At 65.4% G+C, this 26,695-nt stretch carries 16 protein-coding genes and 1 pseudogene; 12 read left to right on the top strand and 5 right to left on the bottom strand.

The features are described 5' to 3' along the window. The first annotated feature begins 346 nt into the window (after window positions 1-346). On the top strand, window positions 347-595 hold the full coding sequence (locus tag BHS09_RS10300; protein WP_140789324.1) for a hypothetical protein: 249 nt from the start codon (window positions 347-349) through the stop codon (window positions 593-595). Window positions 596-788: 193 nt separating this feature from the next. Then, on the top strand, window positions 789-1,238 hold the full coding sequence (locus BHS09_RS10295; RefSeq protein ID WP_161604871.1) for a transposase: 450 nt from the start codon (window positions 789-791) through the stop codon (window positions 1,236-1,238). A 115-nt stretch (window positions 1,239-1,353) separates the two neighbouring features. Here the strand turns inward: BHS09_RS10295 and BHS09_RS10290 are convergent, their stop codons facing one another. Together BHS09_RS10290 and BHS09_RS10280 are read right to left on the bottom strand one after the other, a co-directional pair. Then, window positions 1,354-1,677 (bottom strand): hypothetical protein, encoded by a 324-nt coding sequence (locus BHS09_RS10290; protein WP_140789320.1) that lies wholly within the window; start codon window positions 1,675-1,677, stop codon window positions 1,354-1,356. A 963-nt stretch (window positions 1,678-2,640) separates the two neighbouring features. Continuing rightward, the gene (locus BHS09_RS10280) at window positions 2,641-3,627 is read right to left on the bottom strand and encodes a quinone oxidoreductase family protein (protein ID WP_140789318.1); all 987 of its coding nucleotides are present in this window, start codon (window positions 3,625-3,627) and stop codon (window positions 2,641-2,643) included. A 59-nt stretch (window positions 3,628-3,686) separates the two neighbouring features. Between BHS09_RS10280 and BHS09_RS10275 the strand changes: the two genes are divergently transcribed. Next, window positions 3,687-4,661, top strand: coding sequence for an AraC family transcriptional regulator (locus BHS09_RS10275; RefSeq protein WP_140789316.1), 975 nt, complete (start codon window positions 3,687-3,689; stop codon window positions 4,659-4,661). A gap of 132 nt (window positions 4,662-4,793) precedes the next feature. On the opposite strand, the gene BHS09_RS10270 is transcribed toward BHS09_RS10275, so the two are convergent. Beyond that, entirely contained in the window at window positions 4,794-7,463 is a 2,670-nt protein-coding gene (locus BHS09_RS10270) for a DEAD/DEAH box helicase (RefSeq protein ID WP_140797782.1), read from the bottom strand. A gap of 423 nt (window positions 7,464-7,886) precedes the next feature. Here BHS09_RS10270 and BHS09_RS10265 point away from each other — a divergent pair, with 423 nt between their 5' ends. Together BHS09_RS10265 and BHS09_RS10260 are read left to right on the top strand one after the other, a co-directional pair. After that, window positions 7,887-9,416, top strand: a complete 1,530-nt coding sequence (locus BHS09_RS10265) for an ELWxxDGT repeat protein (protein WP_140789312.1) — start codon at window positions 7,887-7,889, stop codon at window positions 9,414-9,416. A gap of 294 nt (window positions 9,417-9,710) precedes the next feature. After that, window positions 9,711-10,061 carry a BP74-related protein gene (locus tag BHS09_RS10260; RefSeq protein ID WP_140789310.1) on the top strand — a complete coding sequence of 117 codons (351 nt, stop codon included), beginning with the start codon at window positions 9,711-9,713 and terminating at the stop codon, window positions 10,059-10,061. 306 nt (window positions 10,062-10,367) lie between these two features. Here BHS09_RS10260 and BHS09_RS10255 read toward each other — a convergent pair whose 3' ends face one another. After that, window positions 10,368-10,919 (bottom strand): TetR/AcrR family transcriptional regulator, encoded by a 552-nt coding sequence (locus tag BHS09_RS10255; RefSeq protein ID WP_140789308.1) that lies wholly within the window; start codon window positions 10,917-10,919, stop codon window positions 10,368-10,370. Window positions 10,920-11,023: 104 nt separating this feature from the next. On the opposite strand from BHS09_RS10255, the gene BHS09_RS10250 reads away from it, so the two are divergent. The 5 genes from BHS09_RS10250 to BHS09_RS10230 all read left to right on the top strand — a co-directional run bounded on the left by BHS09_RS10250 (window position 11,024) and on the right by BHS09_RS10230 (window position 17,900). Then, entirely contained in the window at window positions 11,024-11,938 is a 915-nt protein-coding gene (locus BHS09_RS10250) for an NmrA family NAD(P)-binding protein (protein WP_140789306.1), read from the top strand. Between the two features lie 31 nt (window positions 11,939-11,969). After that, on the top strand, window positions 11,970-12,173 hold the full coding sequence (locus tag BHS09_RS10245; protein ID WP_140789304.1) for a hypothetical protein: 204 nt from the start codon (window positions 11,970-11,972) through the stop codon (window positions 12,171-12,173). A gap of 160 nt (window positions 12,174-12,333) precedes the next feature. Next, window positions 12,334-13,548 carry a methyltransferase gene (locus BHS09_RS10240; RefSeq protein WP_140789302.1) on the top strand — a complete coding sequence of 405 codons (1,215 nt, stop codon included), beginning with the start codon at window positions 12,334-12,336 and terminating at the stop codon, window positions 13,546-13,548. 445 nt (window positions 13,549-13,993) lie between these two features. Beyond that, entirely contained in the window at window positions 13,994-15,205 is a 1,212-nt protein-coding gene (locus BHS09_RS10235) for a hypothetical protein (RefSeq protein WP_140797781.1), read from the top strand. A gap of 559 nt (window positions 15,206-15,764) precedes the next feature. Continuing rightward, window positions 15,765-17,900, top strand: coding sequence for an endonuclease (locus tag BHS09_RS10230; protein WP_140797780.1), 2,136 nt, complete (start codon window positions 15,765-15,767; stop codon window positions 17,898-17,900). Window positions 17,901-18,161: 261 nt separating this feature from the next. On the opposite strand, the gene BHS09_RS10225 is transcribed toward BHS09_RS10230, so the two are convergent. Further along, complete coding sequence (locus tag BHS09_RS10225) at window positions 18,162-19,157, bottom strand: deoxyhypusine synthase family protein (protein ID WP_140789296.1); 996 nt, start codon at window positions 19,155-19,157, stop codon at window positions 18,162-18,164. Between the two features lie 1,010 nt (window positions 19,158-20,167). Here BHS09_RS10225 and BHS09_RS10215 point away from each other — a divergent pair. Both BHS09_RS10215 and BHS09_RS10210 read left to right on the top strand, forming a co-directional pair. Further along, a pseudogene (locus BHS09_RS10215) lies at window positions 20,168-20,622 on the top strand (tyrosine-type recombinase/integrase); the annotation flags it as partial. A gap of 770 nt (window positions 20,623-21,392) precedes the next feature. Continuing rightward, on the top strand, window positions 21,393-26,621 hold the full coding sequence (locus BHS09_RS10210) for a phosphorylase family protein (RefSeq protein WP_140797778.1): 5,229 nt from the start codon (window positions 21,393-21,395) through the stop codon (window positions 26,619-26,621). The last annotated feature ends 74 nt before the right edge of the window (window positions 26,622-26,695 follow it).

Below are 26,695 nucleotides of genomic sequence, written 5' to 3'. Positions count from 1 at the left end.
GTTGTCGCGGCCCAGAAGCCGCCTCTCATTGCTTCATCGGTTGTGGGCTCAAAATAGCTTCAGCAAGTCGGTGGCCACCGCGGCCTCGCTTGAGGCGTCCCCTGGCGCGGTCGCCAATCCTACCCGGAGGCTGTCGCGCCGCTCCACCAGGACCGTGTGCCATGGCTCCACTCGCGCACGACGCGGGGGGCGGATGTGATGCTATTTATCTGAAGTGGACGTGCTGTTAGCCTGCGTGGCTATGAACTTTCGAATGATGTTTCGACCGCTCCTCGGGGGGCTTGTCGTCGCGCTTGTCACTGCATGCGGTAGCTACAAGCGAGACATGGAGGATGCGTGTCATGCAGTGGAGCGCTCGAAGGCGCGCGAGCTTCCAATTGCCGAGGAGGAGATCCTGACAAGGGCGGCCTCGTGGGCTGCTGAGCGCGCCCGGACTTCGGATGGCCAGATGTTCTGGGCTGCTATTGTAAATATCAACCCCCAGGATAAGGCCAAGGTGCTCCGTGATGCCGCGAAGGAAGCTGGAGTCGTAGACTGCCCATTGGCGGATGCGCTTGAGGCGACCCTCCGTGCGGATGAACTGAAGCGGCAGTAGCGGCTCCAAAACATGTCGCGGCAATCCACGGCCTCCAGGAAGAACCGGAGGGACTCCGCCAGCGTGGCATCGCCCCGCGCATCGCGCGTCCGGCATTGAGTCCAAAGAGCGGCTCGGGCACTACCGATGGGTGGTGGAGCGCACACTGCCCAGGTGGCGCTGTCGCCAACGTTCGAGGGGGATGTACAGCCGGATGGGCCGCCCCAGCATTCCTCCGAAGCAACTGCTGAAGGCCTGTGAGCAGCTCGACTACAACCTGCTGTTCCGCTGGTTCCTGAACATGGGCCTCGAGGAGGCATCAATCGACCACAGCACCTTCTCAGCCAATCGCACGCGCCTGTTGGAACATGATGTTGCGCGCCACGTCTTCTCGGCTGTTGTGGGCCAGGCACAGAGGGCGGGGCTGACGAGCAGCGAGCACTTCAGCGTGGATGGGACGCTCATCGAAGCCTGGGCCAGCATGAAGTCCTTCCAGTCGAAGGGCGAGAACAAGAACAAGGAAGCGAAGCTGAGCTACTGCCTCAACGGGCTGATGGCGAACCGACACGGGCTGCTCATCGACTTGCGTCTGTTGGAGGCGCGCTCCGCGGTGAGGCGGAGTCCCTCCATCATCCACCCCGACGAGGAAGGTCCAGACCGGTAGAGCCCCCTGCACACCTCCTGCTTTCCTCTGGGCCATGGCCGACAGGGCTCGGCGGGCTTCGCTCGTTCAGCGTCGCGGGGAAGTGGAGAAGGAGCTTCAGCGCGCGGGGACTTGCTCAATCTCCGCTGGGTCCGAACGAGCCAACCCGCACGAACTCCCCCTTGTCGGTGTGAATGGCGACGAGTCCGCAAGTCGCGCACGTCATTTCGACTTCAGGAGGTGGCTGTGGGATGCCCCTCCTCATCGGATATGAACCCGATTCCCAGATGGAGTCAGGGGCGCTCTCGCCGCCGCACGCTACGCAGCGGAGAGACTCGAGCAGGGCCTTCCTCTCCTTGTCGCGGCCGCGATTTTCGACAGCGATGAGGGCGAAGAGCAGGAGGACGCCGGCGCTCGTAAGCGCCAGCCACAGCGCGAAGTAATATAGAAAGTTGAACATGGTCACTTCCAGGGGGCCAGTTCTCTGCGCGGCACGGGGGTTTCGCGACTCAGACTGCGCGCGGCTTAGCGGTGCGTCCGCTTCAGTTCTCCCTCCTCTGTGAAGAGGGAGGAGAGCCCGCATGCGAGACATGTCACCTGGAATGTGGGCAGAGGTGGCGGTGGAGGCTTGTACCCGGGCGCCGGGTCCACGAGAGGCAGCACCTCTGGCGGACGAGCGTCAGGCACAACGTCGCCATAGCTTGCCTGGCATTCGGGGCAGTGGAGACGCCGAATCAGTGGCCGGATCACGTTCCGGTCGTGCCGCCACCCGACGACCATCATCCACAGCACAAAGACGACGAACGCGACCACCCCGGCGCAAAGCAGCAGGAGAAAGACAGCCTCCATGGGCACCTCGTAGGGATGCGAGTGTACCAGAGCACGGGCACAGCCTGCTTCCGGGGGCCGGGATGACGTGCTCGCGAAACGCCATCAAGGTGCCGGTCGGGACGAAGAACACGAGCAGCCGCCGCGAGCACCTCTGGTGCGGACGAAGCGCGCATGGAGGCCGCGAGAGGGCACCAAGTTGACCTGTCTCGGGTGCACGGGGCCAGCGCTCGGATTTCGATGTCGAGAAGGCCCTGGATGAGCCACCCCCGTCCGCTTCCTCACTCGACGTCCACAGCGGTGACTTCCAGTACCGCCTCGAGGGCGTGACGCTGCCGCTGGCCTTCTCCCCGGATGCGCGGCCACGCAGCCCCCAAGCCCGTTCACCGCCGCGGCTCCGGAGGGCGTAGAGGCGGTCCGTGCTCGGGCGTGGCTCGAAGACGATGGGCTGGACCTCGCCGTTCGCGACTTCGGTCAGCGATATCTCGTTGCGATTGAAGGGCGCGTAGGGACAGCCACTCGGGCGGCGCTGTCTGCGGCCCTTCTCCGCCCTTGCGCTCCAGTCCGCCACCTCTCAACTGGCCTTCAATCCTTCCTATGCTCCGACGTGGATGATGGCCTTGCCGGTGGTCGTCCTCGCCGCCAGGGCGTGATGGGCGCTCGCCACGTCCGCCAGGGGGAATGTCTGTCCGACGACGACCCGCAGGGATCCCGCCTCGACGCGGGAGAGCGCCTCGCGCAGCGCCGCCTGACGTTCTTCCAGGGGGAGGGTGAAGGTGGCGAAGCCGACGATGGACTGGTTCTGGGCGACCAGTCCCATCATCTGCTCTCGGCTCCACTGGGAGTCGAACATGCTCTCCGCGCCGAAGAGCACCAGCCGGCCCCGGGCCGCGAGGGCCTGGAGGCCACGCGCGCCGGCCTCCGCCCCTCCGGAGACGAAGACGACATCCGCTCCACGTCCGCCCGTGGCTTCCCGCACCCGTGCGGGCCAGTCCGGCTGCGTGGTGTCCACCGCCGCGTCCGCGCCGAGCCTCGTCACGAGGGCGCGCTTGGGCTCGCTGCTCGCGCCGCCGATGACGCGCGAGGCCCCCAGCGTCCTGGCGAGTTGCACGAGCAGCGTGCCCACCCCGCCCGCAGCGGAGGGAATGAAGACGGACTCTCCCGCCTGGAGGCGCGCGCCCACGCGCAGGCCGAGCAGAGCCGTGGGCGCCTGCGAGGGCAGGGCCACCGCCTGCTCGAAGGACACGGCCGCTGGAATCGGGAGCAGCGCCGACGCGGGTGCGAGCGCGTACTCCGCGAAGGCCCCCTGGTTCGGCAGGAGCGCGACGACCCGCATCCCCGACGCGAGGCCCTGGACGGCGCTGCCCACTGCGTCGATGACGCCCGCCGCCTCCAGCCCGGGAATGAAGGGCAGTGGAGGCGTGCCGAGCAGCCGTCCCTCCCGCTGCCCCAGGTCGGTGAAGTTGAGCCCGGCGACATGGACCCGGAGGCGGACCTCGTGGTCGCCCGGCGTCGGAATGGGCACTTCTTCGAGACGAAGTTGCTCGGGGCCGCCGAACTCACGCAGTTGGATGGCTTTCATGGCGCTGTGTCTCCTGTGAGGATGCGCCTGAACCTATAGTCTTCGTGGAAAGGACGAACATGCGCCAGAAGTCCGTTTCTCTCGTCCAATCGTCCGGAGCCCAGCCGCCGGGGCTGGACGTCCTCGCGGATGCGCTGCGCGGCGTGCGGCTGCGAAGCCGCGTGGACGCCCGCTACGAGATGACCGCGCCATGGGGCATGCGCGTCGACGGGTGCCCGTTCCCGCTCTTCTACGCGGTGATGCGAGGCAACTGCCTGCTGTCCACGGACGACCAGGAGCTGTCCCTCGCGGGGGGAGACTTCGTGTTCATCCCCGCGGGCGTGCGCTTCGCGCTTCGAGACAGGACGGGCACGCGGACGCTCCCCATCGCGGAGGTGTACGCGACGCGCGGCCCCATGCGATGCGGGGGCATTCTCCACTACGGCGGAGGGGGCGCCGCGGTGACGCTGGTGGTGGGCTCGTTCACGTTCGAGGGCGAGACGCACAGCCCGCTCGTCAGGCACCTACCCACGCTGCTGCACGTGAAGGGCGACGCGGAGACGACGCCGCGCTGGCTGGAGCCCACGCTGCGCTTCGTGGCCGCTGAAGTCGAGGCGAAGCAGCCAGGCTACGAGACGGTGGTCAGCCGGCTCGCGGACGTGCTCTTCGTTCAGGCGCTCCGAGCGCACATGGCGTCGTCCTCCGGCGAGAACGGCTGGCTGCGCGCCCTGGTGGACCCGCGCATCGGCGCGGTGTTGCAGCGAATGCACGAGAAGCCGGAAGCGCCGTGGACACTGGAGGGACTCGCTCGAATCGCCAGCATGTCCCGCTCCGTGTTCGCGGAGCGCTTCCGCTCCCTGGTGGGCGAAGCGCCGCTGGCGTACCTCACCCAGTGGCGGATGCATCGCGCCATGGGGCTGATGCGCGAGCGGCACCGGTCGATGGCGGAGGTGGCGCGCGCCGTGGGCTACGAGACGGAGAGTTCCTTCGGCAAGGCCTTCAAGCGAAGCGTGGGCGTGACGCCTGGTGCGTTCCGACAGCGAGCGGGTGAGTGACTCGGCCCATGTCGTCGTCAAGCCGAAGGGCATCGAGATGCGCTTCACCCATGAGGTGCTCGACGAGCGATATCCCCCGTCCGGAGCTGGCCGGACCGCCATGCGTGGTGAGCGCCCTGCCCGTGCGTCAGGTCAGCGCCGCCACCCGCCGCCGCCCTTCCGTCTTCCATCCCTGGGGGCCTTGCCGTGATGGCCCCGGTGCCCCCCAGGCCTGGGGGCGCCGCGCTCCCGGTCCTGTCGCGGGAGTGGACGCTCACGGGTGGCCTCGGCGATCTCGTCCGGCATCCAGGGCCGGTCGAGCAGCTCCTGGAGCTCGAGGAGCGAGCGAGCCTCGAGCACGCCCCGCCGGCCCCGGGCCACGCTGAAGCGCTGGGGGCGGTCGAGCGGCGGCAGCTCCTCCTCCACCAGCGTGCGCGCGAGCTTCTCTGGCAGGTGCAGCCGCGCCACACCTCGCGGGGCTCCGTCCGACAGCATCTCCACGTCGTACTCGAGCGGCACCTCCTGCTCGCGCACCACCACGGCGTCCGGGAGCGACAGGAGCGCCTGGCGCGTCGCGGGTGGCACGAGCGCGTCCAGTTCGAGCCGCAGCGGGCGCGCCTTGAAGTCGTCGAGCGTGTCCACCCCCTCCAGCTGCGCCTCGTAGAGCGCGGTCAGCTCCGGCAACCCCAGCGGCGCGGTGGTCCCTCCCGAGCGTCGCCACAGCTCGCGAACCTCGTCGATGGCGACCCGGTGACGGTCCACCGCGGGATGGGGTACCTCGCCCTGCGCCAGCGCCTCGGCGAGCGCGTGCCGGGCCGCCTTGGCGAGCTCCGGCCCCCAGGCGCGCAGCACCTCCACTTCCCGTTCGAGCTCGAAGCCAAAGTAGTCCACCCGCGTTTCGAGCACGACCGAGCGGAAGCGCATGTCGTACACCGGCGCCGCCGAGTGACGGCGTGCGTAGCGGCGCAGCAGGGCCTGGGGCAACTGGGTGCCTTCGATGCCGGCCTGTGAGTCGCCGTTGCGGCCGGCGAAGTAGCGCAGCGTGCCCGCCACCGCGCCCAGGTTGCCACACACGCTCGTCTTCGACACGCGCGCGACCTCGCCCCAGGCGGTGCGCTCGTCGATGACCAGGTCGAAGGGCATGAAGCGTGCGAGCAGGTCGCAGAAGCGCTGGGAGACGCGCGGGTTCGCGAAGGGCATGCGCGCGGGCAGCGCCAACCCCACGCTCCGGTACACGCTCGCCATCGCGAGCGCCGCGTCTTCCAGGGCCTTCACCAGCACCCCACGCACCTCCGCCCAGGCCGCGAGCTTCTCCGCATGGAAGACGTGGCGCGGCAGCCCCTGCACCTCCCCCACCGTGCCCGCTTCACGGAAGGCTTCGGCGTAGAGGTTGTACGCGGTCAGGTGGTCGCTGCCGGGCACGAGCAGCCCGTCCAGGTTCCGCTCCTCGCGCGTCATCCGGTGCAGCGACTCCACCGAGCTGCACACCGCGAGCAACGGCAGCAGCGCGTCCTCCGCGTTGACGATGAGCTCCGCCCACGGACGCTCCACCGGCAGGGCCTCCACCGCGCGGCCGTAGTCGGACAGCCGTCCTTCCGCGTCCACGATGTTGCGCGCCTGCAACTTCGCGAGCGCCCGGCGATAGGCATTGCGGTCCAGCGGCACGGGCAGGTCCAACTCATCCGCCCGCACGCCCAGGGCCGCGGCGGTGAGCGCCACCCGCTCCGGCTCGCCCGCGAGTTGGAACTCGGGTTCGGTGGGCCGCAGCGAGGCGAAGTGCAGCGGCCGGTCGCTCATGATGAAGACACGCCCGCCCTCCACCCGCCCGTGCACGCGCCCCGCCATCTGCAAGAGCTCGTTGTTGCCCAGGTGCACGCGGGTGAGGACGTTGCGGCCGCGCTCGACCAGGTTCGTGAAGCGCATGTCGTCGATGACGACCGTGTCCAGCCCTGGCACGTTGAGCGCGCTCTGCCCCGCCGCCGTCATCGCGAGCACGAAGGGCCGGGGCGCCGTGCCCTCCAGGAAGGGACGGATGGCGCGCAGCGGTTCGCCGCCGTGGTAGTGCGCCGCGTGGAGCTCCGGCGCGTTCGCGCGGACGTGGGCCGCCGCCTCCTCCACGCCCGCGCGCGTGGCCAGGAACACGCCCACGCCGCGCCCCTGCTGCTGCACGTCCCGCAGGAAGTCCTCGTCGAGGAAGGACAGCGGCTGACGACGCTCCACCTCCACCCGGGCCGCCTTCCTCGGGTCGAAGGAGGACACCTGGAGCACGTCCGCGCTGTCCAGGTAGCGCGCGTAGAAGGCCGGGTCCACGGTGGCGGACAGCCAGATGAAGCGGCAACCCACGCGCTTGCCCAGGGCCAGGCACAGCTCCAGTTCGGCGGAGGTCTGGTGGATCTCATCCACGATGAGCGTGTCCTCGCGCCGGATGGCGCCGCCCTGGAACCAGCGCCGCGCGATGCCGGTGGTGACGATGACCACGTCCGCGAGCGGCGCCTCCGCGGTGGCCTCCCGCTCGCGGTTGACCACCGCCACCCGCAGGGGCCGCCGGCCCACGAGCTCCTCCGCGATGGGGCGGATGGCGAGCGTCTTGCCCGTGCCAGTGCCCGCGACGATGCCAAACCCCTGCCCGCTCCGGGCCAGCTCTCGGAGGCGCTCGCCGTGGTGCTCCTCCAGATACGTGCGCAGCTCCAACCCGAGCGCCAGCTCGATGGTTTCGCACGCGGCGCGCGTGGGCGCGATGACCACCACCCGCCCACGCTGGGGCGTGACGGCGGAGGAAGTGTCGGGGCGCGGCGGCAGGTATCGGTCGATGGGCGTACACACGAAGGCCAGTGATACGCACGGGCGGTGTCCAGGGGAAGCGATTCGCCCGCGCAAGCCCGGCCGCGGGGAGGCAGGCAACCGTGTGCGCCCGGGAATGACGTACTCGGCCATCGGGCTAGCGAGTCCAGCGCCCCCCCGGTGAACGTGGCCTGCGGCGCGAGGAAGCCCAGCTCCACGACGCGGTAGTCCGGGCCGAGAGCACCGCACCGTCCAAAGGACACATGCTCGCGGGAGCCGTCGCCCGCATGCAGGAGCCTGCGTCGCGTTCTCATCCATCAACGAAGCATCACGAGGCGATGGAAGTGAGCGCGACTGGACCTGCTGAAGATTTGCGACCAGGAACCCGGCGCTCCCCCTGGCCGCGGCTCTGCTCCGGACTTATCGCCATCGGGGCTGTCGCCCACCCGAGAACGAGGGGAAATCATGCGTGCATGGTGGCAAGTGGCATGGGTCTGTCTGGCAACCGCGGGATGCGGTGGGCCTCTTCCAGAAGCATCGCTCTCCGAGGAACACGTCCCCGAGGAGGCCACCGCGCATTGGGATGCCCCACTCCCGAAGTTGGGGCCCGCCACGCTGTTGAAGGACATCTACCCGCCTCCCCCGGGGCCATTCCCGGACCCGCTGGGTGGCCCGTCGCCAACGGATCTGGTGTCCTTCCGCGGCAAGCTCTTCTTCTCGGCCTTCGACTTCGAGGCGGACCAGGGCGCGCTGTGGCGGAGCGCGGGCACGACAGCGAGCACTGTCCCCGTGAAGCACCTGGACGATTCTCCCGGACGGCTGACCGTCGTCGGCCAGCAGCTCTTCTTCACCGAAGGATTCATGGAACACGGCGCGGAGCTGTGGGTGAGTGATGGCACCACTGCGGGCACGCGTCAGGTGAAGGACCTCTCCCCGGAGGGCGGCACCGCCTCCCTGGCGGACTTCATCGCGGTGGGCAACAAGCTCTACTTCTTCCGGTCGGTCCGGCCCACCCTCATCGCCGCCGAGAACCTGGAGCTGTGGCGCAGTGATGGCACCTCGGCCGGCACGGTGCGCGTGAAGGACCTGGGACCGAGGGACACCGTGAACGGGCCCTTTGACCTGGCGAGCGTGGGCAACCGCCTCTTCATGAGCCTCGGGGTGCCCGACACCGGAGTGGAGCTCTGGGTGAGTGACGGCAGCGCCTCCGGAACCCGCCTCGTCAAGGACATCAACCCGGGTGCAGCCTCCTCGTTCCCCCGGAGCCTGACGCAAGCGGAGGGGGTGCTCTACTTCTCCGCGGACGACGGCGTGCATGGCCGTGAAGTGTGGCGCAGCGATGGCACGGCCAAGGGCACGGAGCTGGTCGAGGACACCGTTCCCGGCCCCCAGGGCTCGGAAGCGCAAATCTTCGCCCTGTTCAAGGAGCGCCTCTACTTCGCCACCTTCACACCGGGCTTCACGGTAACGGAGATTCGCAAGCTCGACCCGGATCCCTCCTGCCACCCGCGCTCGAATCTCGTCGCGAGCATCCCCAACCCCTACGCCGACCTTCCCTTCGATTTCTTCATCTTCGTCGCCACGTCCACGGCGACCGAGAGAAAACTCTACTTCACGCTCTTCTACGACATCGGCAGCCCCGCCCCCTTCGACGTCCAGCTGTGGCGGACCGATGCCACCCCCCAGGGAACGAAGCTGCTGTACCAGCCACTCATCGTCTCTCCGGACCTCCGACCGCCCACGCCGGTCCCCACCGATGACGACCGCGTCGTCTTCTACGCCTTCGATGAAGCGCACGGCCACGAGCTTTGGGTGAGCAACGGACAGCCGAGCGGCACCAAGCTCCTGCAGGACATCGTCCCGGGCCCCGCCTCTTCCTATCCGCAGGACCTGCTGCGCGCGGGCAACTTCATCTACTTCACGGCACTGGATGGGCAACTCGGCCGGGAGATCTGGGTATTGCCCGTGCCAAAGCCGCGGGTCGCGAGTCACTGACGCCTCGCCAACCCATCGCGCAGGCGGCCTGCCGGTTCTCGGAGGCCGCCCCAACCCGGCCCAGGCCTCGGGCGCTCCCACTCCATCGCAGCGCGGAGCCTTCGCCGCCAGGGTGGAGCGCAACGCCGCGAGCACGAACTCCTTCTCGCGAGGCTGACACCCCGCCCCATGCGACTGCCTCAGATGACACACCTCACGATGCCGCATTCAAGACACACCACCGCTACCGGCAGGTGATACAAGCGAGTGAGGACAATCGCCTATATGGGGCCCCCTTACCCAAGGAGCCTTGCAATGGCAAACACGGTACGATTCGCCTTCACGCAGCACTCCCAGCCCAACTTGGAGTTCATCATCGAGTTGGCTGACGAGAAGACGATTGCACATGCACGGAAGATTCTCTCTGGCGAGGAGCGGAACGAAGTCCACGTCCACGGACGAATCATCAAGCGGGCCGCGGCCTACAACCCGAAGTTCTCCTTCCACCTGGACCCGAGCACCATCCGCTTCTTCTCGATGGCCATCGAGGTCTGCGATGCCAACATGACGTATGTGGAAGACCACCTCGACGAGGCGGGCGGTGCATTCCTCCCGGGCGGTCACTGGTGCCCGTGGGACTCCAAGCTGACGCGCGAAGTCACCTGATCCCCGTCAGGTAGGTCCGCGAGCAGAGCGCCCTGCGTGGCCGAAGAAGCCACGCAAGGCCGCAACCGTCTGACCTTTCACTCTGCGCGCGGCTTCGATGAGCTGGCCCCAGGCCGCGTGGTGTTGAGGCTCGAGCTATCCCAGCCAAGCGAGCCAGGCCCCTGCCGCGCACCGCCTGGGAGCGCGGACAGGGCCGCGTGTCCCCCCAAAAGGCAGCGCGGCCTGTCCACCCGCCGACAGAATCACTCCGGCGTCCCCGAGAAGGGCGTCCTCAAGCGGGAGACCAGACCGCCGCGCGCCCTGCCTTCACGGCCGGATGCCGGTGAGCGCGAGGCGCAGCACCCGGCTCGCAGTGAGCGGATCGTCTTCGTTGGCGACGGCAATCGCGTTCGCCAGCATCAGCAGGTCCTCCGTCGTGGCACGAGCATGAATCGCGCCTGCCGATGACGCCCGCGCCACCAGAACGCTCAACACATCGAGCAGCTTGTCGGTGGAGCAGACCTCCTCAGCCGTAAGGCCATCCGGGCCGGTCAACAGCGCTGCGGCAAGCCCGCGGTGGGTCGCCGTGTAGATCGTCAAGTCCTCGAGCCAGACGGCCAACTCGGCGGCGGGATCCTCTCCCGGTTGCGAGGATGCCCGCGCACAGAGTTGCGCGACGCCATCGCGGAATACCGCCTCCAACAGCGACTGCCGCGAGGGAAAGTGCCGGTGCAGGGTCGCCGAGCCTACCCCCGCCCGCCGAGCGATCTCCTCGAGCGACACCTGCGCACCATCCCTGCCGACCAGTTCCGCGGCGACCGCGACAATCCGCTCCCGGTTGCGCCGCCCGTCCGCTCGCAACGGCTTCACATGCTCCACCGCGACCGCCTCCTCACGAGAACCCGCGTTGACAAATGGGGTCCCCCTCCATATCTAACCACGAGAATAAACGGTGGGGTCCCCCACTTACAAAGGAGCGGTCCATGAGCAGCAATGAATGCGTTCTCGTCACCGCTGCCACGGGGCGTCAGGGCGGCGCCACCGCCCGGGCGCTGCTGGCCGAAGGCAGCACCCCGGTGCGTGTGATGGTGCGCAATCCCAAGGAGCCAAACGCGAAGGCCCTCGCGGCGGCTGGCGCCGAGGTGGTCGTCGGGGACCTCGACGATCCGGCTTCGTTGCGCGCGGCCTGCGCTGGGGCACGGGCGGTCTTCTCGATGCAGTCCCCCATCATCTCCACGACCGGCGTCGACTACAGCAAGGAACTCCAGCAAGGGAGGAACCTCGTCGAGGCCGCGCTTGCCGAAGGTGTCGAAACGTTCGTGCACACCGCGACCTCCGGTGTCGGCGACCACCGCAACGTCGAGGGCTGGGCGGAGGGGCGCTGGAAGTCGCACGAGACGTACTGGGAGAACAAGCTTGCCACCTGCGACCTCGTCCGCAGCGCGGGATTCAAGCACTGGACCCTCATCCTGCCCGCCACCTTCATGGATCATCCGATGTTGGATCCGGCTGGCTTCGTCGACGGGCGCCGGTTGCTCACGGTGATCAGAACCGATCAAACCATCGCGTTGGTCGCGCCAGAGGACATCGGCAAGGCGGCCGCGGCGGCGCTCAACAATCCCGCGACGTTCAACGGAGTGACGCTGCAGCTCGCGAGTGACCTGCTCACGCTTCCTCAGATCGCCGAGGTCCTCTCGCGCCTCGACGGCAAGGAGTACATCGTCCAGGTCAGCACGGTCGAGGAGGCCGTCGCAGCCGGCCTGCATCCTGGCGTGGCGCAAGGCCTGACGTACATGAACGTCGCCCCGGTGCTGGCGCGGCCCGAGATCGCGCGGTCCTATGGCCTTTCGCCCATGAGCTTCGAGACCTGGGCGCGCAAGCGTCGCGAGATGGCCTGACCTGCCGCCCAGTCGTCGCGGCTCCAATGCCGTGTCCGGGGCGAGCGGCTTCTCCAGCTTCGTGTCGCAGACGGGCACCGCACTGCATCCCGCGAACTGGGATTGGACGTTCGAGAGGGGCCGATGGGATGACCCGAGCCTGTTTGGCCTCGAGCTGTTCGGGAGCGGGCAGGACCTGGTCGCCATCCACCGAAATGCGCCACTGGCCGTCGAGGTCCACATCCTCAATCCGTGATGCCTCCGGGGGTGGTGGCGCCTCGGAGAATTCGAGGCGCTGTTGACGGCGAAGGACCGCTGACGGGGGAAGTACGAGATGATTGAATCGCCGCCAGGTCCTGGGACATCGGCACCGTCATCCCCAACCGGCGGAGCAGCGGCGCATAGGATGCGTCGACATGGACTTCCAGGCGCGACTCGAAGCGCTCACGCACCAACTCCGGCCCTGGTCCCCGCTCTGGTCCCGCTCCATCCTCCAGAGCTGGCCCGGGTCCGGAGCCGCCTATCCCGAGGACTGGCTGGCCTATGCCCGGTCGCTCGATGAAGCGGGCGAGCAGCGGCTGGACCAGGGGGCGCTCTCGGGCGTCCCGCCTCCGGCCCTGAGCGCACTCCTGGGCGCGCTCCAGGAACTGACGGCGCTGCCATGGCACGAGGGCCTTCACCCGCTGACTGTCGCGGAGACGCAGGGCCTCAGCGCCAAGAAGACCCACGAGCTCGAGCGGGTGCTCGCCCTGCTCGAGCCGAGAACGCGCTTCATCCACCAGGCGGTCGATATTGGCGGCGGCATGGGACATCTCGCCCGCCTCTGTGCGCGGACGTTCGGGTGGACCTTCCACAGCATCGATCGGGACGCCGCGTTGCAGGACAAGGGCCGACGGTGGTTGACGAGAACCCATCCCCCAGGTGGGGACACCCTGTGTTTCATCCAGGCCTCCGTCGAGGACGGGCTCCAGACACAGCTCGATCCGCTCTTCTCCGGCCGGGACCGGGCCTCGATCGGTCTGCACACCTGCGGGCCGCTCGCCCTCACGCAGATCCGCAAGAGCCGGGGGGCGGGCTTCGTCCTGAACATCGGCTGCTGCTACGACAAGCTGGAGGTCCCGCGGGATTACCCCGTCTCTCGCTTCGGGAGCGTGCATCCGCTGCCCTTCACCCCGCATGCCCTGGCGTTGACGACGCGGGGACGGCATCACAAGACCGAGGTGGAGTTCGCGCGGATGAAGCGGGTGTATGCGTGGCGCTTCGCATTCGATCTCCTATCGAGGCGGCACTTTCCCGAACGCGGCTTCGTGAGAGCAGGGGACGCGCCCCGGGCGCTTTACGCCGAACGCTTCGCCGTCTACGCACGCGACCGCCTGGAGCGCCTGGGCCTCGATCCCCGCATGACGGACGCCGAGCTGAATGCCTTCGAGGTGTCCGTTCGCGCCGAGACACGGGACCTTTTGCTCTGCCATCTGCTGAGGGACCGCTTCGCGAGGGCGTTGGAGGTCGTGCTCCTGCTTGATCGCGCGATCCTCCTGGAGGAATCGGGCTTCCAGGTCGAGCTCCTCCAGCTCTTCGACCCGCGCCTGTCCCCGCGCAACCTCGCACTCATCGCGTCACGGAGCGCTTGAGCACATCCCGGGCCGGCCCCCGGGGCCGGTCGCGCCTCCGTGATGCGGCCAGTCTGACGCATTGGTACAAGCTCTAAGCCGACACGGTTTGCTTCTTCCGTCGCGTCATCGATAGCGCTGCGGTCCATCCATTTCGTACAGGACAGCGCAAAGTCGTGGAGCCAGAGGTCCCTGTCCCGAGTCCTCGTGCCGCGCCAGCATGAGCCCATTTCGCGGACGGCTACGGCCTGGAAGCGAAGCCAGTGAGGAGAATGTCATGCGACAGCTCATGCGATGGAGTCTCACGGTGCTCGCCGTACTGTTCCTGGGATGTGGCGCTGGAAACGAAGCGCCTGTGGACGTCGTACCGGCCACCACAGCACAGACGCACAGCTTGGATTCCAGTCCTCGGGAATTGTCTGGCGCGACCCGGTGGGCACAGCGACTCACCGGTCCGAGCGAGGAGGTGGCAGCCGATGTTGCACATGATGGAGACGGAAACTTCTTCATCGCCGCGGCCTTCGAGGGCAAGTTGTCGGATGCGAAGGGGACACTGGGGAAGTCCACAACGCGGGCCTCCATCCTTGCGAAGTACCGACCCAATGGTCAGCGGGTGTGGGCTCGGACCGTGCCCGCGCAGGTGAGGGCGCTCGCGACGAACCGAGCGCGGCACGTGCTTGTCACCGGCACCTTCGAAGGAAGCATCGACCTGGGCGGGGGCCCGCTCACCGTTGGTGAATTCCTGGCGGGCGTGTTCCTGGCTGCGTTCGACGCGAGTGGTCGCCACGTCTGGTCTGTCGCCTATCCGCTGGAGTTCTTCAGCTTCTTCGGCGCGCGAAAGATGCTCACGGACAGCCATGGCAACATCGCGGTCACCGGTGTGCTGCGAGGCGCCATCTACTTCGACACCGAGGGCGTCGTTGCGGACAGCGCGCCCGTCCTCCTCCGGTTCTCGCCAACGGGCAGCTACCAGTGGAGCTACGTCGAATCGCCGTACTTCGGTCAGTCAGGCGGCGTCGCCACGGACGAGGACGACAACCTCTACATGGCCGGAACCATCATCACGGACCTGTATCCGCCGCTGGATGTCATTCCCTTCGTGAACAAGTTCTCCCCGGCGGGGACGCGGCTGTGGCAGCGACAGTTGGACACCACCCTTGGCTATGCACAGAGCGTGGGAGTGCACGGAAATCGCGTGGTCCTCACCGGCACCTTCATGTCGCCGCTCTCCTTCGGTGGTCAGACGTTCTTCCCCCAGCACTCGCAGGATGGCTTCGTCGTCGCGCTCACCCGTGCGAACGAGGCGCGCTGGGCGAAGCAGCTCGGTCGCGAGGTGCTGGATATTTCGTTGGACCACCGCGACGACCTGGTGGTCGTTGGGAGGTATGAGGACGGAGATGACCTCGGCCTCGGGCCGCTCTGCGGCGTTCCTGGAAGTGATACCAACCTCTTCGCCGCGAAGTACGACCGGGTCGACGGACATCCCCGCTGGACGAGGGGCTTTCCCATGGCCCACCCGCCGGATGTGTCGACCGCCATTGACCGCTACCGCGTGTCGGTTGACGAAGCGGGGGCGTCGGTGTTTCTGGGAGGCCTCATCGCCCCCCTCGACGTTGGGCCCAAGACGCTCGTGCCTTCTGGCGTCCGCGACCTGTTCCTGCTGGGGCTGAAGCCCTGACGGGGTCTGCCCCGCCCTGGCTTGTTTGTTGTGACACTGGGTTTGAGAAGGGCTGTCCGACGCGCTCCGAACAGCCTTCCACCGTCACTTGAGTGGGCAGCCTGGGCCGGAGGCTCCTTGGTCACGACGGAGACCTTGCAAGCCGCTTACAGAGGCGAGCGGCCAGAGTTCCCCGGTCTCCATTCGCGGTAGGTCGGCGCGTCTTCTTCGCCGCCAGCGATGGGGGCCCGGGGTTCGAGCGACGGGCCCTGCCAATTCGGCCCGAGGGGCGCTGTCGCGTGGCCCTGGATCAGTGCCCCCCTATGGTCGGGTGAAGACAGACAGAGCGCCCGCGCTCACGGCCCCAGCCCCTCCGGAACACTCAGGTGTCGTGGAGCAGCGTGGCCACCAGTTTCAGGGCCGCGTGCCCGCCGCGGAACACCGTCCAGCCGTCCCCCACCAACACCGCTGGGCTTCTGGGCAACTCACGCACTGGAGGGTGATGGTGTCTCCTCTTCCCTTGCCTGCATGCATGGGGTTTGCGCCCACCGATGAGGTGGCCAGGCCCGGGAGAGGATGCGTGAACGAGCAGGAGAAGCAGCGGCGGCTCTTGACCTACGCGAAGCGGATCGCCCCCTCGGCCGAGACAATCGAGTCGCTGGCGACGGAAAGCAGCGCCCCGCTCGAGCCAGGTGCCGAGGTCCTGGAGCATGCCATCAAGGCGGCCCACGCGGTGACCCGGGGTCTGGAGTCCACCCTACGGCCAGAGGAGCTGTGGGCGCTCGAGGCCATCGTCCTGCCTCGGAACAGACCGGTCATCGACATCATCAACGGCAGCTACCTGCGCCCCGGGGCCCCCTGGAGCGCCCTGGATGATGCGAAGTTCCGCAAGCCCATCGAGGCGGCCATTCCCGCCATCGGACGCGTGGAGGTTCCCGAGCACCCGACGCTGCCGTACGTTGGAACGGGTTTCGTAGTCGGGCGCGGGCTGCTGATGACCAATCGCCACGTTGCCGAGCTGTTCACGATGGGGCTGGGGATGCGGGGGCTGCGGTTCCAGCCGGGGCTCGACAACGTGCAGGTGGACTTCAAGCGGGAGCGCGGCTCGAGCGCGTCCGCGCCCTTCCGCGTGCGGCGTGTCCTGATGATTCATCCCTACTGGGACATGGCGCTGATGGAGGTAGAGGGGGTTGATGAACTGAGGCCCCTCTCCCTGGATTCGCGCCACGTGGACGAGGTGCGCGAGCAGGACGTCGTCGTCATCGGGTATCCCGCGCAGGACCCACGCAACGATGCCGCGCTCCAGCACCGCATCTTCCGGGGCGTCTACCAGGTCAAGCGCCTGCAGCCGGGCAAGATCATGGGCGCACGGCGCACCTCGAGCTTCGGCCGGATGGTGGAGGCGCTCGCGCACGACAGCTCGACGCTCGGAGGCAACTCTGGCTCGGCCATCTTGGATGCGCGCTCGGGCAAGGTGCTCGGGCTCCACTTCGGGGGCCGGTACCTCGAAGCGAACTACGCGGTGTCCGCCCATGACCTCAGCCGGGACTCCCGCGTGGTCGATGCCGGGGTGCTGGTCACGAAGACGAACGTCGGAGGACAGCTCCCATGGGCGAACGCGTGGAAGGACAACGAGGGCCCCCCGGCGGTGCCGCCTTCGCCTCCTCCGCCGTCTCCCGTCCTCTTCGTCCCGGCGCCGCGCGGCGAGTCCTTGGCGCTCACCATTCCGCTCCACATCACCCTCCGCCTGGGGGTTCCCGCCCTGGCGGGGAATGGCCAGACCGCGCTCGTCCCCGGGCCGGCAGTGCCCGCGCCAGTGCCAGGCCAACCCGGGGGAGGCGTGGGGGCTGGGGCACCGGGCCTGACACAGGTCGACGTCGCGGAGGCTGTCGCGGAAGCCCAGCGGACGCGGGACCTCCCCTATTACGACGCCCAGGCGGACGCGCTGGACCGGGAGCGCTACTACGAAGGTGTGCAGCCGGACTCCGACCAGGACACGTTCTATGACGGCCTGCACGGACTCCTCGAGCGGACGCATACGGACCGCCCATCTTACAAGCCGAGCCGATGGCTCTACCCATGGGTGGACCGCCAGAAGGACCTCCTCCTCCGCTCGCTGTACTCGGCGGCGGGCCACTCCTTCACGCTCCAGGAGATCCTCCAGAAGGACCTGGAGGTGGAGAGGGAGCGTGCGCTACGGCTCCTGGAGCGGCCACTTACAGAGAGTCTCGACGAAGGCTTCCTGGAGCAGCTCGAGTCCGCCCTGCCGTACAACTGCGAGCACGTCGTGCCCCAGTCCTGGTTCAATGCCAGGGAGCCGATGCGCGGAGACCTGCACCACCTGTTCGCCTGCGAGATGCGCTGCAACAGCTTCCGCAGCAACAATGCCTACTTCGAGTTCCCCAGCACCGAAGCCTTCCAACAAGACTGCGGGCGGGCCGAGCAGAACCGGTTCGAGCCGGGCGCCGGGAAGGGAGCCGCCGCGCGCGCCACGCTCTACTTCCTTGTCCGCTATCCCAACGCCATCAACAGCCCGGCGGAGCTCGCCGAGGAGCGGCTGGAGACGCTGCTGCGCTGGCACCAGCAAGAACTCCCCTCCGAGTGGGAGCTGCATCGGAACCAGGCCATCTTCTCCATCCAGAAGAACCGCAACCCCTTCATCGACTTCCCGGAGTGGGCGGCGCGGGTACGCTTCGCCCGCGGACTGAGGCGCTGATCTGGCGCGGCCCCTTCCGTGCGCAGCAGGCGGGGAAGGGCCTCCGAGTCAGCGCCTCGACCTGACGCGCGAGCTCCGCGATGCGCGCATCCTTGGGGTCGACCTCGGCCACGATAGGCCGTGTCCCATGCGAATCGCGCCCCGGGCGCTGGCGGGCAGCACCCGGGCGGCGGAGCCGCTCCGCACGCCCGAGTCGATGGCGGAGAGCTTGTGGAGCCCGAGCCGGAGCACCACGTCGGCAGGGTCTCCAGAGCCGCTCATTCAGCCCGTCTTCTGGCGCATGCCCCAGCAGTCGAGGACGTACGAGAAGATCAGCGGCGCCACGATCGTCGCATCGGACTCGATCACGAAGCGGGGCGTGTCGACGTCGACCTTGTGCCAGGTGATCTTCTCGTTGGGCGGTGCGCCGCTGTAGGAGCCGAACGAGGGCGTGCTGTCGGAGATCTGGCAGAAGTAGGACCAGTAGGGGACCTCCTCCTCCAAATCGAGGCGCAGCATCGGCACCACGCAGATCGGGAAGTCGCCGGCGATCCCCCCGCCGATCTGAAAGAAGCCGACCTTCGCGGACGAGGAGGTCTCCCGGTACCAGTCGGCGAGGGCCGCCATGTACTCGGCGCCGCCGCGGATTGGACTCCAGGTTTCCAGCTCCTTGCGCATCACGCTGGCGACGAACACGTTGCCCAGCGTGGAGTCCTCCCATCCCGGTACGAAGATCGGAAGGCGCTTCTCCGCAGCCGCCAGGAGCCACGAATGACGGGGATCCACCTGATACGAGCCGGCCAGCGCGCCGGAGAGGAGCAACTCGTAGAGGTACTCGTGGGGAAAGTGGCGGCGCCCGTCCCGCTCCGCCCTCTGCCAGAGCTCGAGGAGGGGGCGTTCGACCTTGCGCATTGCCTCCTCTTCCGGGATGCAGGTATCTGCCACGCGATTGAGCCCCTTGTCGCGCAACTCGGCCTCCTGCTCCGCCGTGAGGCTGCGGGGATCGGGCACCCGCACGTAGTGCTCCTGGGCCACCAGGTTGAAGACGTCCTCCTCCAGATTCGCGCCCGTGGTCGTGATCGCGTGGACCTTGTCGCGGCGAATCATCTCGGCGAGCGAGATCCCCAGCTCCGCCGTGCTCATGGCACCGGCGAGCGTCACCATCATTTTGCCACCGTCATCGGCGTGCGCCGCCCAGGCGTCCGCTGCATCCACGAGGGTCCGGGCGTTGAAGTGCCGGAAGTGGTGCCGCAGCACGCATCGAACGGAAATGGTCATGTCATGTCCTCGAATGGAGAAGACGCCCGCTCCGCCCCCGGCGGGGACGGCACGGACGGACGAAGTGAAGGGAACGCCGCGCCTTGCAGCACAAGCGAGCCCGCCAGCTTTTCCGAACATTCGGATGGAGCACCGGCAGCGGAGGCGACAATCACGCGCCACACCGTCTGGAACCGGCAGGATTTCGCGTATCAAACGAACACCCATGGTGCAAGCCCCCCTGCGGCCCATGCCAGGTTGCGGCGTGATGTAGGGGCTCCTCGCTTGAAAAGGCTGAGAAACCCGAAGCTGAAGCGGTGTCGGCACGACGCCCTGCCCTTTGCCGAGTCACCTCTCTGACCGGGAGCACAGACGCGCCGCGGCGCTTGAGGACCACGGAATCAGCTCTCTGAATCCCCTTGATGCGGAGCGGTACGTCGCCTGGCTCTCGCACCAAGCCACCCTCATGTCGGAGGGGCTCGCGTTCGCGCTTCTCGACGATGCGTTCGCCGGTCAACTCGGGGGTGAGCGCGAGGCCGGACGTAAGCGGATACGCGCGCCCTCTACGACCTCGTGCCATCGCAGCGGGGGCGTGGCATCAGTGCACAGTTATTTCACGAGGCCTGGAGGTTTCACGCCCCCCAGGGAGTCCGGCACGACAGGGCACGGTGAACTCTTACGTGGACTGGGCAGAGCTGCGGAGGAGGACGTCCGATGTTGACGTGTTCGCCTGCGTGAGGTGTGGAGGCAGGCTTAAGGGTCTTGGCGTACGTGAAGGGGGCCCCCGGGGTGCGGGCGATTCTGGAGCACCTGGGCTTGCCCACGGCCTGTGCGTGGTTGGCCCCGGCACGAGGGCCACCCCAGGCCGCGGGGTGTTGAGGCGCAAGACAGCCACCAGGTCGGCGGCCCCTGCCTCGCACCTGATGGGAGCGCGGCCTGGGCAGGCGTGGACCCCAAGGGGGTTCAATCGGTCTGTCCACCGGCCGGGAGTATCGCTCGGGAGGCCCCGTCATGGGGAGCAGACCACCGGCCCGAAGCTCCTGAGCCTCAAGTCCATCAACAACGTGCTCACGGTGCTGCACAAGCTACTCGCACTGGCGCAGGAACAGGGCGTCATCGCCCACGTCCCGCGCGTGAAGCTCTTCCGGACGGAGAAGCCCGCCTTCGACTTCCTCACCTTCGGCAAGGCCCTTACGTGTTCTGCCAGCAGGACGGCCAGCCGCTCACCGTTGGCCTGATGAAGCTGCCGCTCCAGCGTGCGCTGCGGGCGGCGGGCATCAGCCGCGAGCAGGGGCGCATCGGCTGGCACGACCTGCGCCATACCTACGGCAGTCACCTCGCCATGCGCGGTGTCCCGATGAAGGTCATCCAGGAGCTGATGGGCCACGCGACCATCGAGATGACCATGCGGTACGCCCACCTCGCGCCGGAGGCCCGGGAGAGCGCGGTACAGCAGCTCGACCGACCCATGCCCCAGCTCCAGGCCGAACCGACCAGAGACACCGCAGGGGCACACAGCGGACACATGAGGCACCGAGGCCAAAGAAAAAGCCCAGCAACCCGATTGGATTGCTGGGCTCATTCTTCACAGTGGAGGCGGCGGGAATCGAACCCGCAGGTAGGCAGATAGAAAACCTTAGGCAGGACGCGCTGTTACCCCCTATCGCCTTGAATTTCCTCGGGTTCGTCATCCCGCCTCGTCCCATGACGTTCCCCCAGGTGCCACCTCGAACCACGCTGGAGGGGCACACTGGGGGCACATACAACTCTACAGGATCAAACCACTCACCAAAGCGAGCTACAAAACTCCCAGAGCCCACGCGCAGCGAGGGGAGGCTGACAGAAACTTGTGCCCAGATGAGGTGGAGGTCGAGAGGGGCAGCCGGACAAGTCGGAGTACCGGAGGAGACAGCCAAGGGGATTCGGCTGCATGAGGCGATCAGAGAGACCTCGGCCACACGCATAGCGGAGCGGCGTCGAGCCAGGTGGGGCACGGCGTGCCTGGGTATTTGCCCTACGCGTAGCCATTCAGTTTCCCTTCCCTCGAATCCTCGCGGCTCTCAACCGGGTCCAGTCGAGCCTCTGCGCCCACTACAACCCGAATGAGCCCCCTGGGTACAGCAACACCCGGCTAGTTTCTGATGGTGTCTGGCGGGTTCCAGAGGCCTCGTTTCCACGGATGAGCGCTTCCATCGTCTGTGGCGATGCGCCTCGGGGTTAGTATGGGACTCACTCCTCTTAATCCATGGCCCATCCGTGAACGCGACAATCCAAACCTCCGATTCAGAGGTTGACTTCATTATCCTCACAGCGCTGGAGGAGGAGCGTGACGCGGTTCTGTCGAAGCTCCCGGGGTACCGCAAACTCGACCGCGTTGGGGAGGAGCCCCATACGTACTATGAAGCCTTTATTGAGTCACGGCGAGAGGATCAGGCCCGCTATCGCCTGATTGTAACGTCGCTCGCCAGAATGGGCCCTATCGAGGCGGCGGCCAAGGCGCCGGCAATTGTGCAGCGGTGGAAGCCTCGCCGCGTTCTGATGGTAGGAATCGCTGGAGGGATCGCGGGAGAGGTACAACTTGGGGATGTGTTGGTAGCCTCCGAAATCCAGGACTATGCGCTTGGTAAGTTCGAGGAGAACGGGAATCGCAACATCCGTTGGAAGAGCGCTCCGGTGGATGCCAGCCTTTTCGACGCAGCAGTCAATTTCCCCACAGGGTGGGAAGATCTCGTGCAAGCCGCACGGCCCACCCCTGGGACGCCGAAACGACGCACCGGCCTCTTCGCTTCTGGTGGAGACGTCATCGCCTCGCCCGAAATCATTGCGAAGTTCAAGGAGGCGCATTCCAAGCTTGCTGGCGTTGAAATGGAGGGTGGCGCACTTAGCATCGTATTGCATCAGACCGAACTGCGCCCCGGAATGTTGATGATCAGGGGAATTTCGGATCTAGCTGACGCCATTGGCAACGCTGAGACAAAGCAACTCTGGCGCACCTACGCCTGCGATGTCGCGGCAGCCTACTCTATCGGCCTATTGAAAGAAGGCCCCCTCGCCCCAAATTCGCTCAAGTCACGACACTCCACTCAAGGGGTACTCCGTCCTGGCGACGACAAGCTTCCTAGCGCAGAGGCCTCGCAATTACCCATCAAAGACTCCTTCGGAGACGAATATCCTGTCAAGATGGGCACTGAACGGCCCCCAAGCACAGCGTCCCGTCGGCTCCGATTTGTACTCAATCTCGAAGGCTCGCTCGCCGACGGCACGCCCGAACGCCTTGCGGCCCTTCGCGCCGCCCTCCGCGAGGCCACCAGCGATGACACGCTGGATGTCACAAGAATTGAGGCAGGAGCAGAACAGGTCTTCGTAACTGCACAAACTGACGTTCTAGCGCTGCTTTCCGGGTCGGATGTTCTCGATGCAATAAAGGCGAAAGGATTCAACCTCTTAGGTGGCATTGAGGAAGCAGCTTTCAACCACCTGCAGGAGACCAAGACGAGCCTTCAGCAGGCTTCACATGACCTCCTCGCGTGGCCCCAAGCCCTGCCGGGCGGCACGCGATTTGAGCGCCCCGAGTTCAGTCAACTCCTGCAGAAGATTGACGAACTCGACAGCAGCGCGACGGCAGTGCTTGGCCCTCCTGGCGCAGGGAAGTCCGCCCTACTAGCCCGTGCGGCCCAGGAGATTATCGCACGAGGTTGGCCAGTCTTGGGGGTTAAGGCTGATGTCTTGGACCCGGAGATCAATGACGAAGCAGGGCTCCAGCGCCAACTAATGCTCGATGAAACGCCTTCTCGGCTGCTGACGCAATTCTCCGGGTTTGGGCCTATCGTATTAATCATTGACCAACTAGATGCTCTCGCAGGATTTGTGGACCTTAAGACCGGCCGACTGAACGTACTTCTAAACTTGATCCGGCGCTTCGGGCGGCGCAACAATATCCACATAATCGTCTCGGCCCGCACCTTCGAATTTAATCACGACGTGCGACTACGCTCGATTGAGGCGGACACCCTTAACCTTGACCTCCCCCCATGGAAGGAGGTCATGCCCGTGCTCACCGCCCGCAATCTCAACCCAGAGGGCTGGCCCACGGATGCCCAAGAAACCCTCCGAACACCACAGCACCTAGCTATATTTTTGCGCCTTGCGGATAGCGGTGCGACAGCGCCATTCCAGAACTACCAAGCCATGCTGGAGCGACTCTGGATTGATCGCGTGCTACATGCATCACACGGCCAGAGATTAGCTGGATTGGCTACAGATATCGCCAATGCTATGGCAGAGGAAGAGAGCTTATGGCTCGCCCGATCGCGCTACGACGACCACGCCAAAGATCTCCGAGATCTGGAGCGACTTGAGATACTAAAGCCATCTGCCGACGGGATCGCCATCGGATTCAGCCATCAGACGCTCTACGACTATGTACTCGCGCGCAGTTTTGCCCGTGGGAAGGGGCGGCTGTCGGCCTACGTGACCGGTCGGGAATCTTCCTTGTTTCTCAGGCCAAAGCTCTGGGTGGCGCTTACGTATCTACGTAACGCAGAGATAAACACCTATGAAAGCGAGCTATTCGCAATTTGGCATTCAAGGAGTCTACGCTCGCATCTAAAACTGCTACTGATCGAGTTTATGGGACAGCAGAAAGACCCCATTGAATCAGAGCGGCGTCTCATGAAGCCAATTCTGGAATCAGGCCCGGAACGCGCTCTGGCATTCAGTGCTATCACCGGAAGCCCTGGATGGTTCGCCGCAATAGCCGGATCAGCTATCGCATCGGCAATGACTGAACGCGAAGAGTCCGCATGGCTTGTCACGACTGCATTGCAACAAGCCTGGAACTTTTCCCCCACAAGGGTACTTTCACTGATCCAGCAACACTGGGCACCAAATTCAAGATTCGACGAACATAGCTGGACAGTTATCGCAGATTTACCAGAATGGTCCGATGAGATTACAGAGTTGGCAATTGCAATACTGAACAGAACGCCGCTTGCCACCTATCACATTGAGCGCGTCGCTGCCCATCTCGGAGTAACCCAGCCCACGATTGCACTTCGTCTTATTCGTGCGCGCTTGGATCAGGACCTAGCTGTAGCAATACAAGCTTCCCTTGAAAATGCAAAGACGCCAATCCCCGCACACACAGAGACAGCCGACGAGCTAGCTTGGCGCATCGAACATTCTACGATGAGGCCTTTGAAGGAACTGATCGAACAGCGCCACGACTGGGCTGTCCTCTCAGTTCTCGCAGAAACCGCGCCGGAGCCGCTCATGGCAGCAATGTGGCCATGGTTCACACGCGTCGTCGACGCCATCGCACTCAGAGCCGCGCCGGAGCCAGATCAACAAACCTATCCTCTGAACTGGACACTGAACTTCCACTTCCACGAGGATGAATCCGGCGATTTTGATCAGCAGTCCCATATTCTCAGTGCCTTAGCGATCGCGGCGGAGAGATTGGCGAAGACTCCAGAGTTACTAAGATCTTGGATAGCGCAGACCATCAATTTGGAGGTAGTGCCTGCTCAGCGTCTCCTTGCGCACTCATTAGCGCAAGATGGAAAGGAATACGCGCAAGACGCCTTCGACTTCCTCATGGCGGACAGTCGGAGATTTTATTTAGGCAACTACGCCGACGAATCGAGCACCACAAGAGCCCTTATCCGCGCTGCGAGTCCTCATTGGCCCCAAAAGATGCTTGTCGCCTTCGTCCGACGTATTCGCACTTATCGACCACCAGGGGGGACGAAGGTGAATGCAGAGCGCATGCGAATCAGAGCCCGCAGCCTGCGCATTCACTGCTTGGGTCTGCTCAAGGCTCTTCCGCAAGAGAGCCTCGACCAGGAAGTTAGGAGTCACATCCGACAAGAGGCCCGGGTATTCCAGGACGAGCGAACTAGAATACCAATACCAAGCTTCAGATCAATCGACTCACCAATGAGCACTGAAGCCATGCTCAAGGCTTCCGACGACAACATACTTAATGCCTTTCGCACGTTGCCCGACCTGACTGAAACCCGACACCCCCGCGACTCAATGCGGGGTGGCAACATGCAACTGTCTCAAGCCTTCGCAGACTTCGCCAAAAAGCAACCGGAGCGTGCAACACGCCTCATCACCCGCTTTGATCCCTTTTTCGGTTCGCGTGCGGTCGGCATGGCCCTCAGAGCTATCGCAGAAACCGCCGCCCCCACTTTAGTTGTTACAACCCTTATTGATGCGGAACGCCGCGGATTTTATAGCGAGGAGTTTCGAAGTTCGTCGGCAAGCGCTATCGAGCGTCTAGCAAGCCGGAATGTGGTCATTGATGAGGAGGTGATTACGCTCCTGCAAGGCTGGCTCTGCGACGCTTCCGATCCGGACGCACCAGAGTCAGATGACGACGAAATACGAGGACTGGGAAAGAAGGACGAGACGAAGGGCGTCCGCCCTATTCTATGGGACAAGACTCATTTCACCATATTGCCGCACGGAAACTTTCCGACCCTTGAGGCGCTAACCCGCACCCTGATTGTGCGCGGAGAACATGATCGAATCGTTGAAATCTGGGAACGGCATCTCGCCCGACGAGAGAACCCAAAGGTCTGGCGGGCACTACTACGTTACCTGCCCTATATCAACCCAACAGACAAGGCCGCGCGAGGACGTCTTATAGACGAACTTTTCCGCCGATACCCAAAGATTGCTGAGAGCCACGATGCAGTCCACCTTCTCGGGTATGCACATTGGTGGGCCCCCGACCAAGTACGGGAGCTCCTGTACTCCTGGCGCGCGCGGGAGGAGCCCTGGCTACAGCAAGTCCTAGGCGAGATAAGCACCCTCGTTGCAGCCGTGCATCCGACTCTAGACTGGGCGACATGCCTGCTTGATGAAGGATTGGCATCTAACACTCCACCTGAGCGCAAGATCGGCATCGCATTCAGTGCCGCTCGCCTCTGGGAAGACCCCAAGCTCCGCGCACGAGCGAACGCCGTCCTCATCACTCTGATCCCACAGGCAGACCCAAAGCTCTGGAGTGCTATCCTCGACATTTTTCGACTGGCAAAGAACTTACGCGACACAATTGAGGTGGCGAGCCTCCTCGAAACCATGGCTGCGCACATCTGCAAGGCAGGAAAGCAAGACAATACTTTTCTAGCCAGCCAACTACAGGACTTGCTCCCCGAACATGCCGTTGTCGTTGGTCAGCTCACGAATGGCGTCATCACTAACTTGATTGATGACCTCGGCGACCTCAGAACAAGCGCAGCACACTCCGCTCCGGAACTGGTAAATATCTCCATCACCCTCCATCGACTTGGTGGCCCAACACGCGACCTTGGGATTCACCTTTTTGAGCAAATGATTCGCATCAACGCATTCACGGCGAGAGCAACTCTTGAGGAGATCGATTCGCGATTCCCAACAGGCCCAGCCCCCGCCCGACGCCCGCGACTACCGCGACGCAGTGCGAGAGCCAAGCATGGGCAGCAAGCAGGCTCGTGATCTGTCCTCATGCGCATCTCTGGTGCGTTTGGCACACGGGACGGCAAACCCAGTATGCCACTCGTCATAATGGT

The sequence above is a fragment of the Myxococcus xanthus genome, assembly GCF_006402735.1.
Taxonomy (GTDB): Bacteria; Myxococcota; Myxococcia; order Myxococcales; family Myxococcaceae; genus Myxococcus; species Myxococcus xanthus_A.
The sequence above is the reverse complement of the archived record's forward strand: the minus strand, read 5'-3'. Positions and strand labels throughout refer to the sequence as shown.

Coding starts and splice junctions, on each gene's coding strand:
- BHS09_RS10295 (WP_161604871.1), top strand. CDS start 789: ATGGGCCGCCCCAGCATTCCTCCGAAGCAACTGCTGAAGGCCTGTGAG.
- BHS09_RS10290 (WP_140789320.1), bottom strand. CDS start 1,677: ATGTTCAACTTTCTATATTACTTCGCGCTGTGGCTGGCGCTTACGAGC.
- BHS09_RS10280 (WP_140789318.1), bottom strand. CDS start 3,627: ATGAAAGCCATCCAACTGCGTGAGTTCGGCGGCCCCGAGCAACTTCGT.
- BHS09_RS10275 (WP_140789316.1), top strand. CDS start 3,687: ATGCGCCAGAAGTCCGTTTCTCTCGTCCAATCGTCCGGAGCCCAGCCG.
- BHS09_RS10265 (WP_140789312.1), top strand. CDS start 7,887: ATGCGTGCATGGTGGCAAGTGGCATGGGTCTGTCTGGCAACCGCGGGA.
- BHS09_RS10260 (WP_140789310.1), top strand. CDS start 9,711: ATGGCAAACACGGTACGATTCGCCTTCACGCAGCACTCCCAGCCCAAC.
- BHS09_RS10250 (WP_140789306.1), top strand. CDS start 11,024: ATGAGCAGCAATGAATGCGTTCTCGTCACCGCTGCCACGGGGCGTCAG.
- BHS09_RS10240 (WP_140789302.1), top strand. CDS start 12,334: ATGGACTTCCAGGCGCGACTCGAAGCGCTCACGCACCAACTCCGGCCC.
- BHS09_RS10225 (WP_140789296.1), bottom strand. CDS start 19,157: ATGACCATTTCCGTTCGATGCGTGCTGCGGCACCACTTCCGGCACTTC.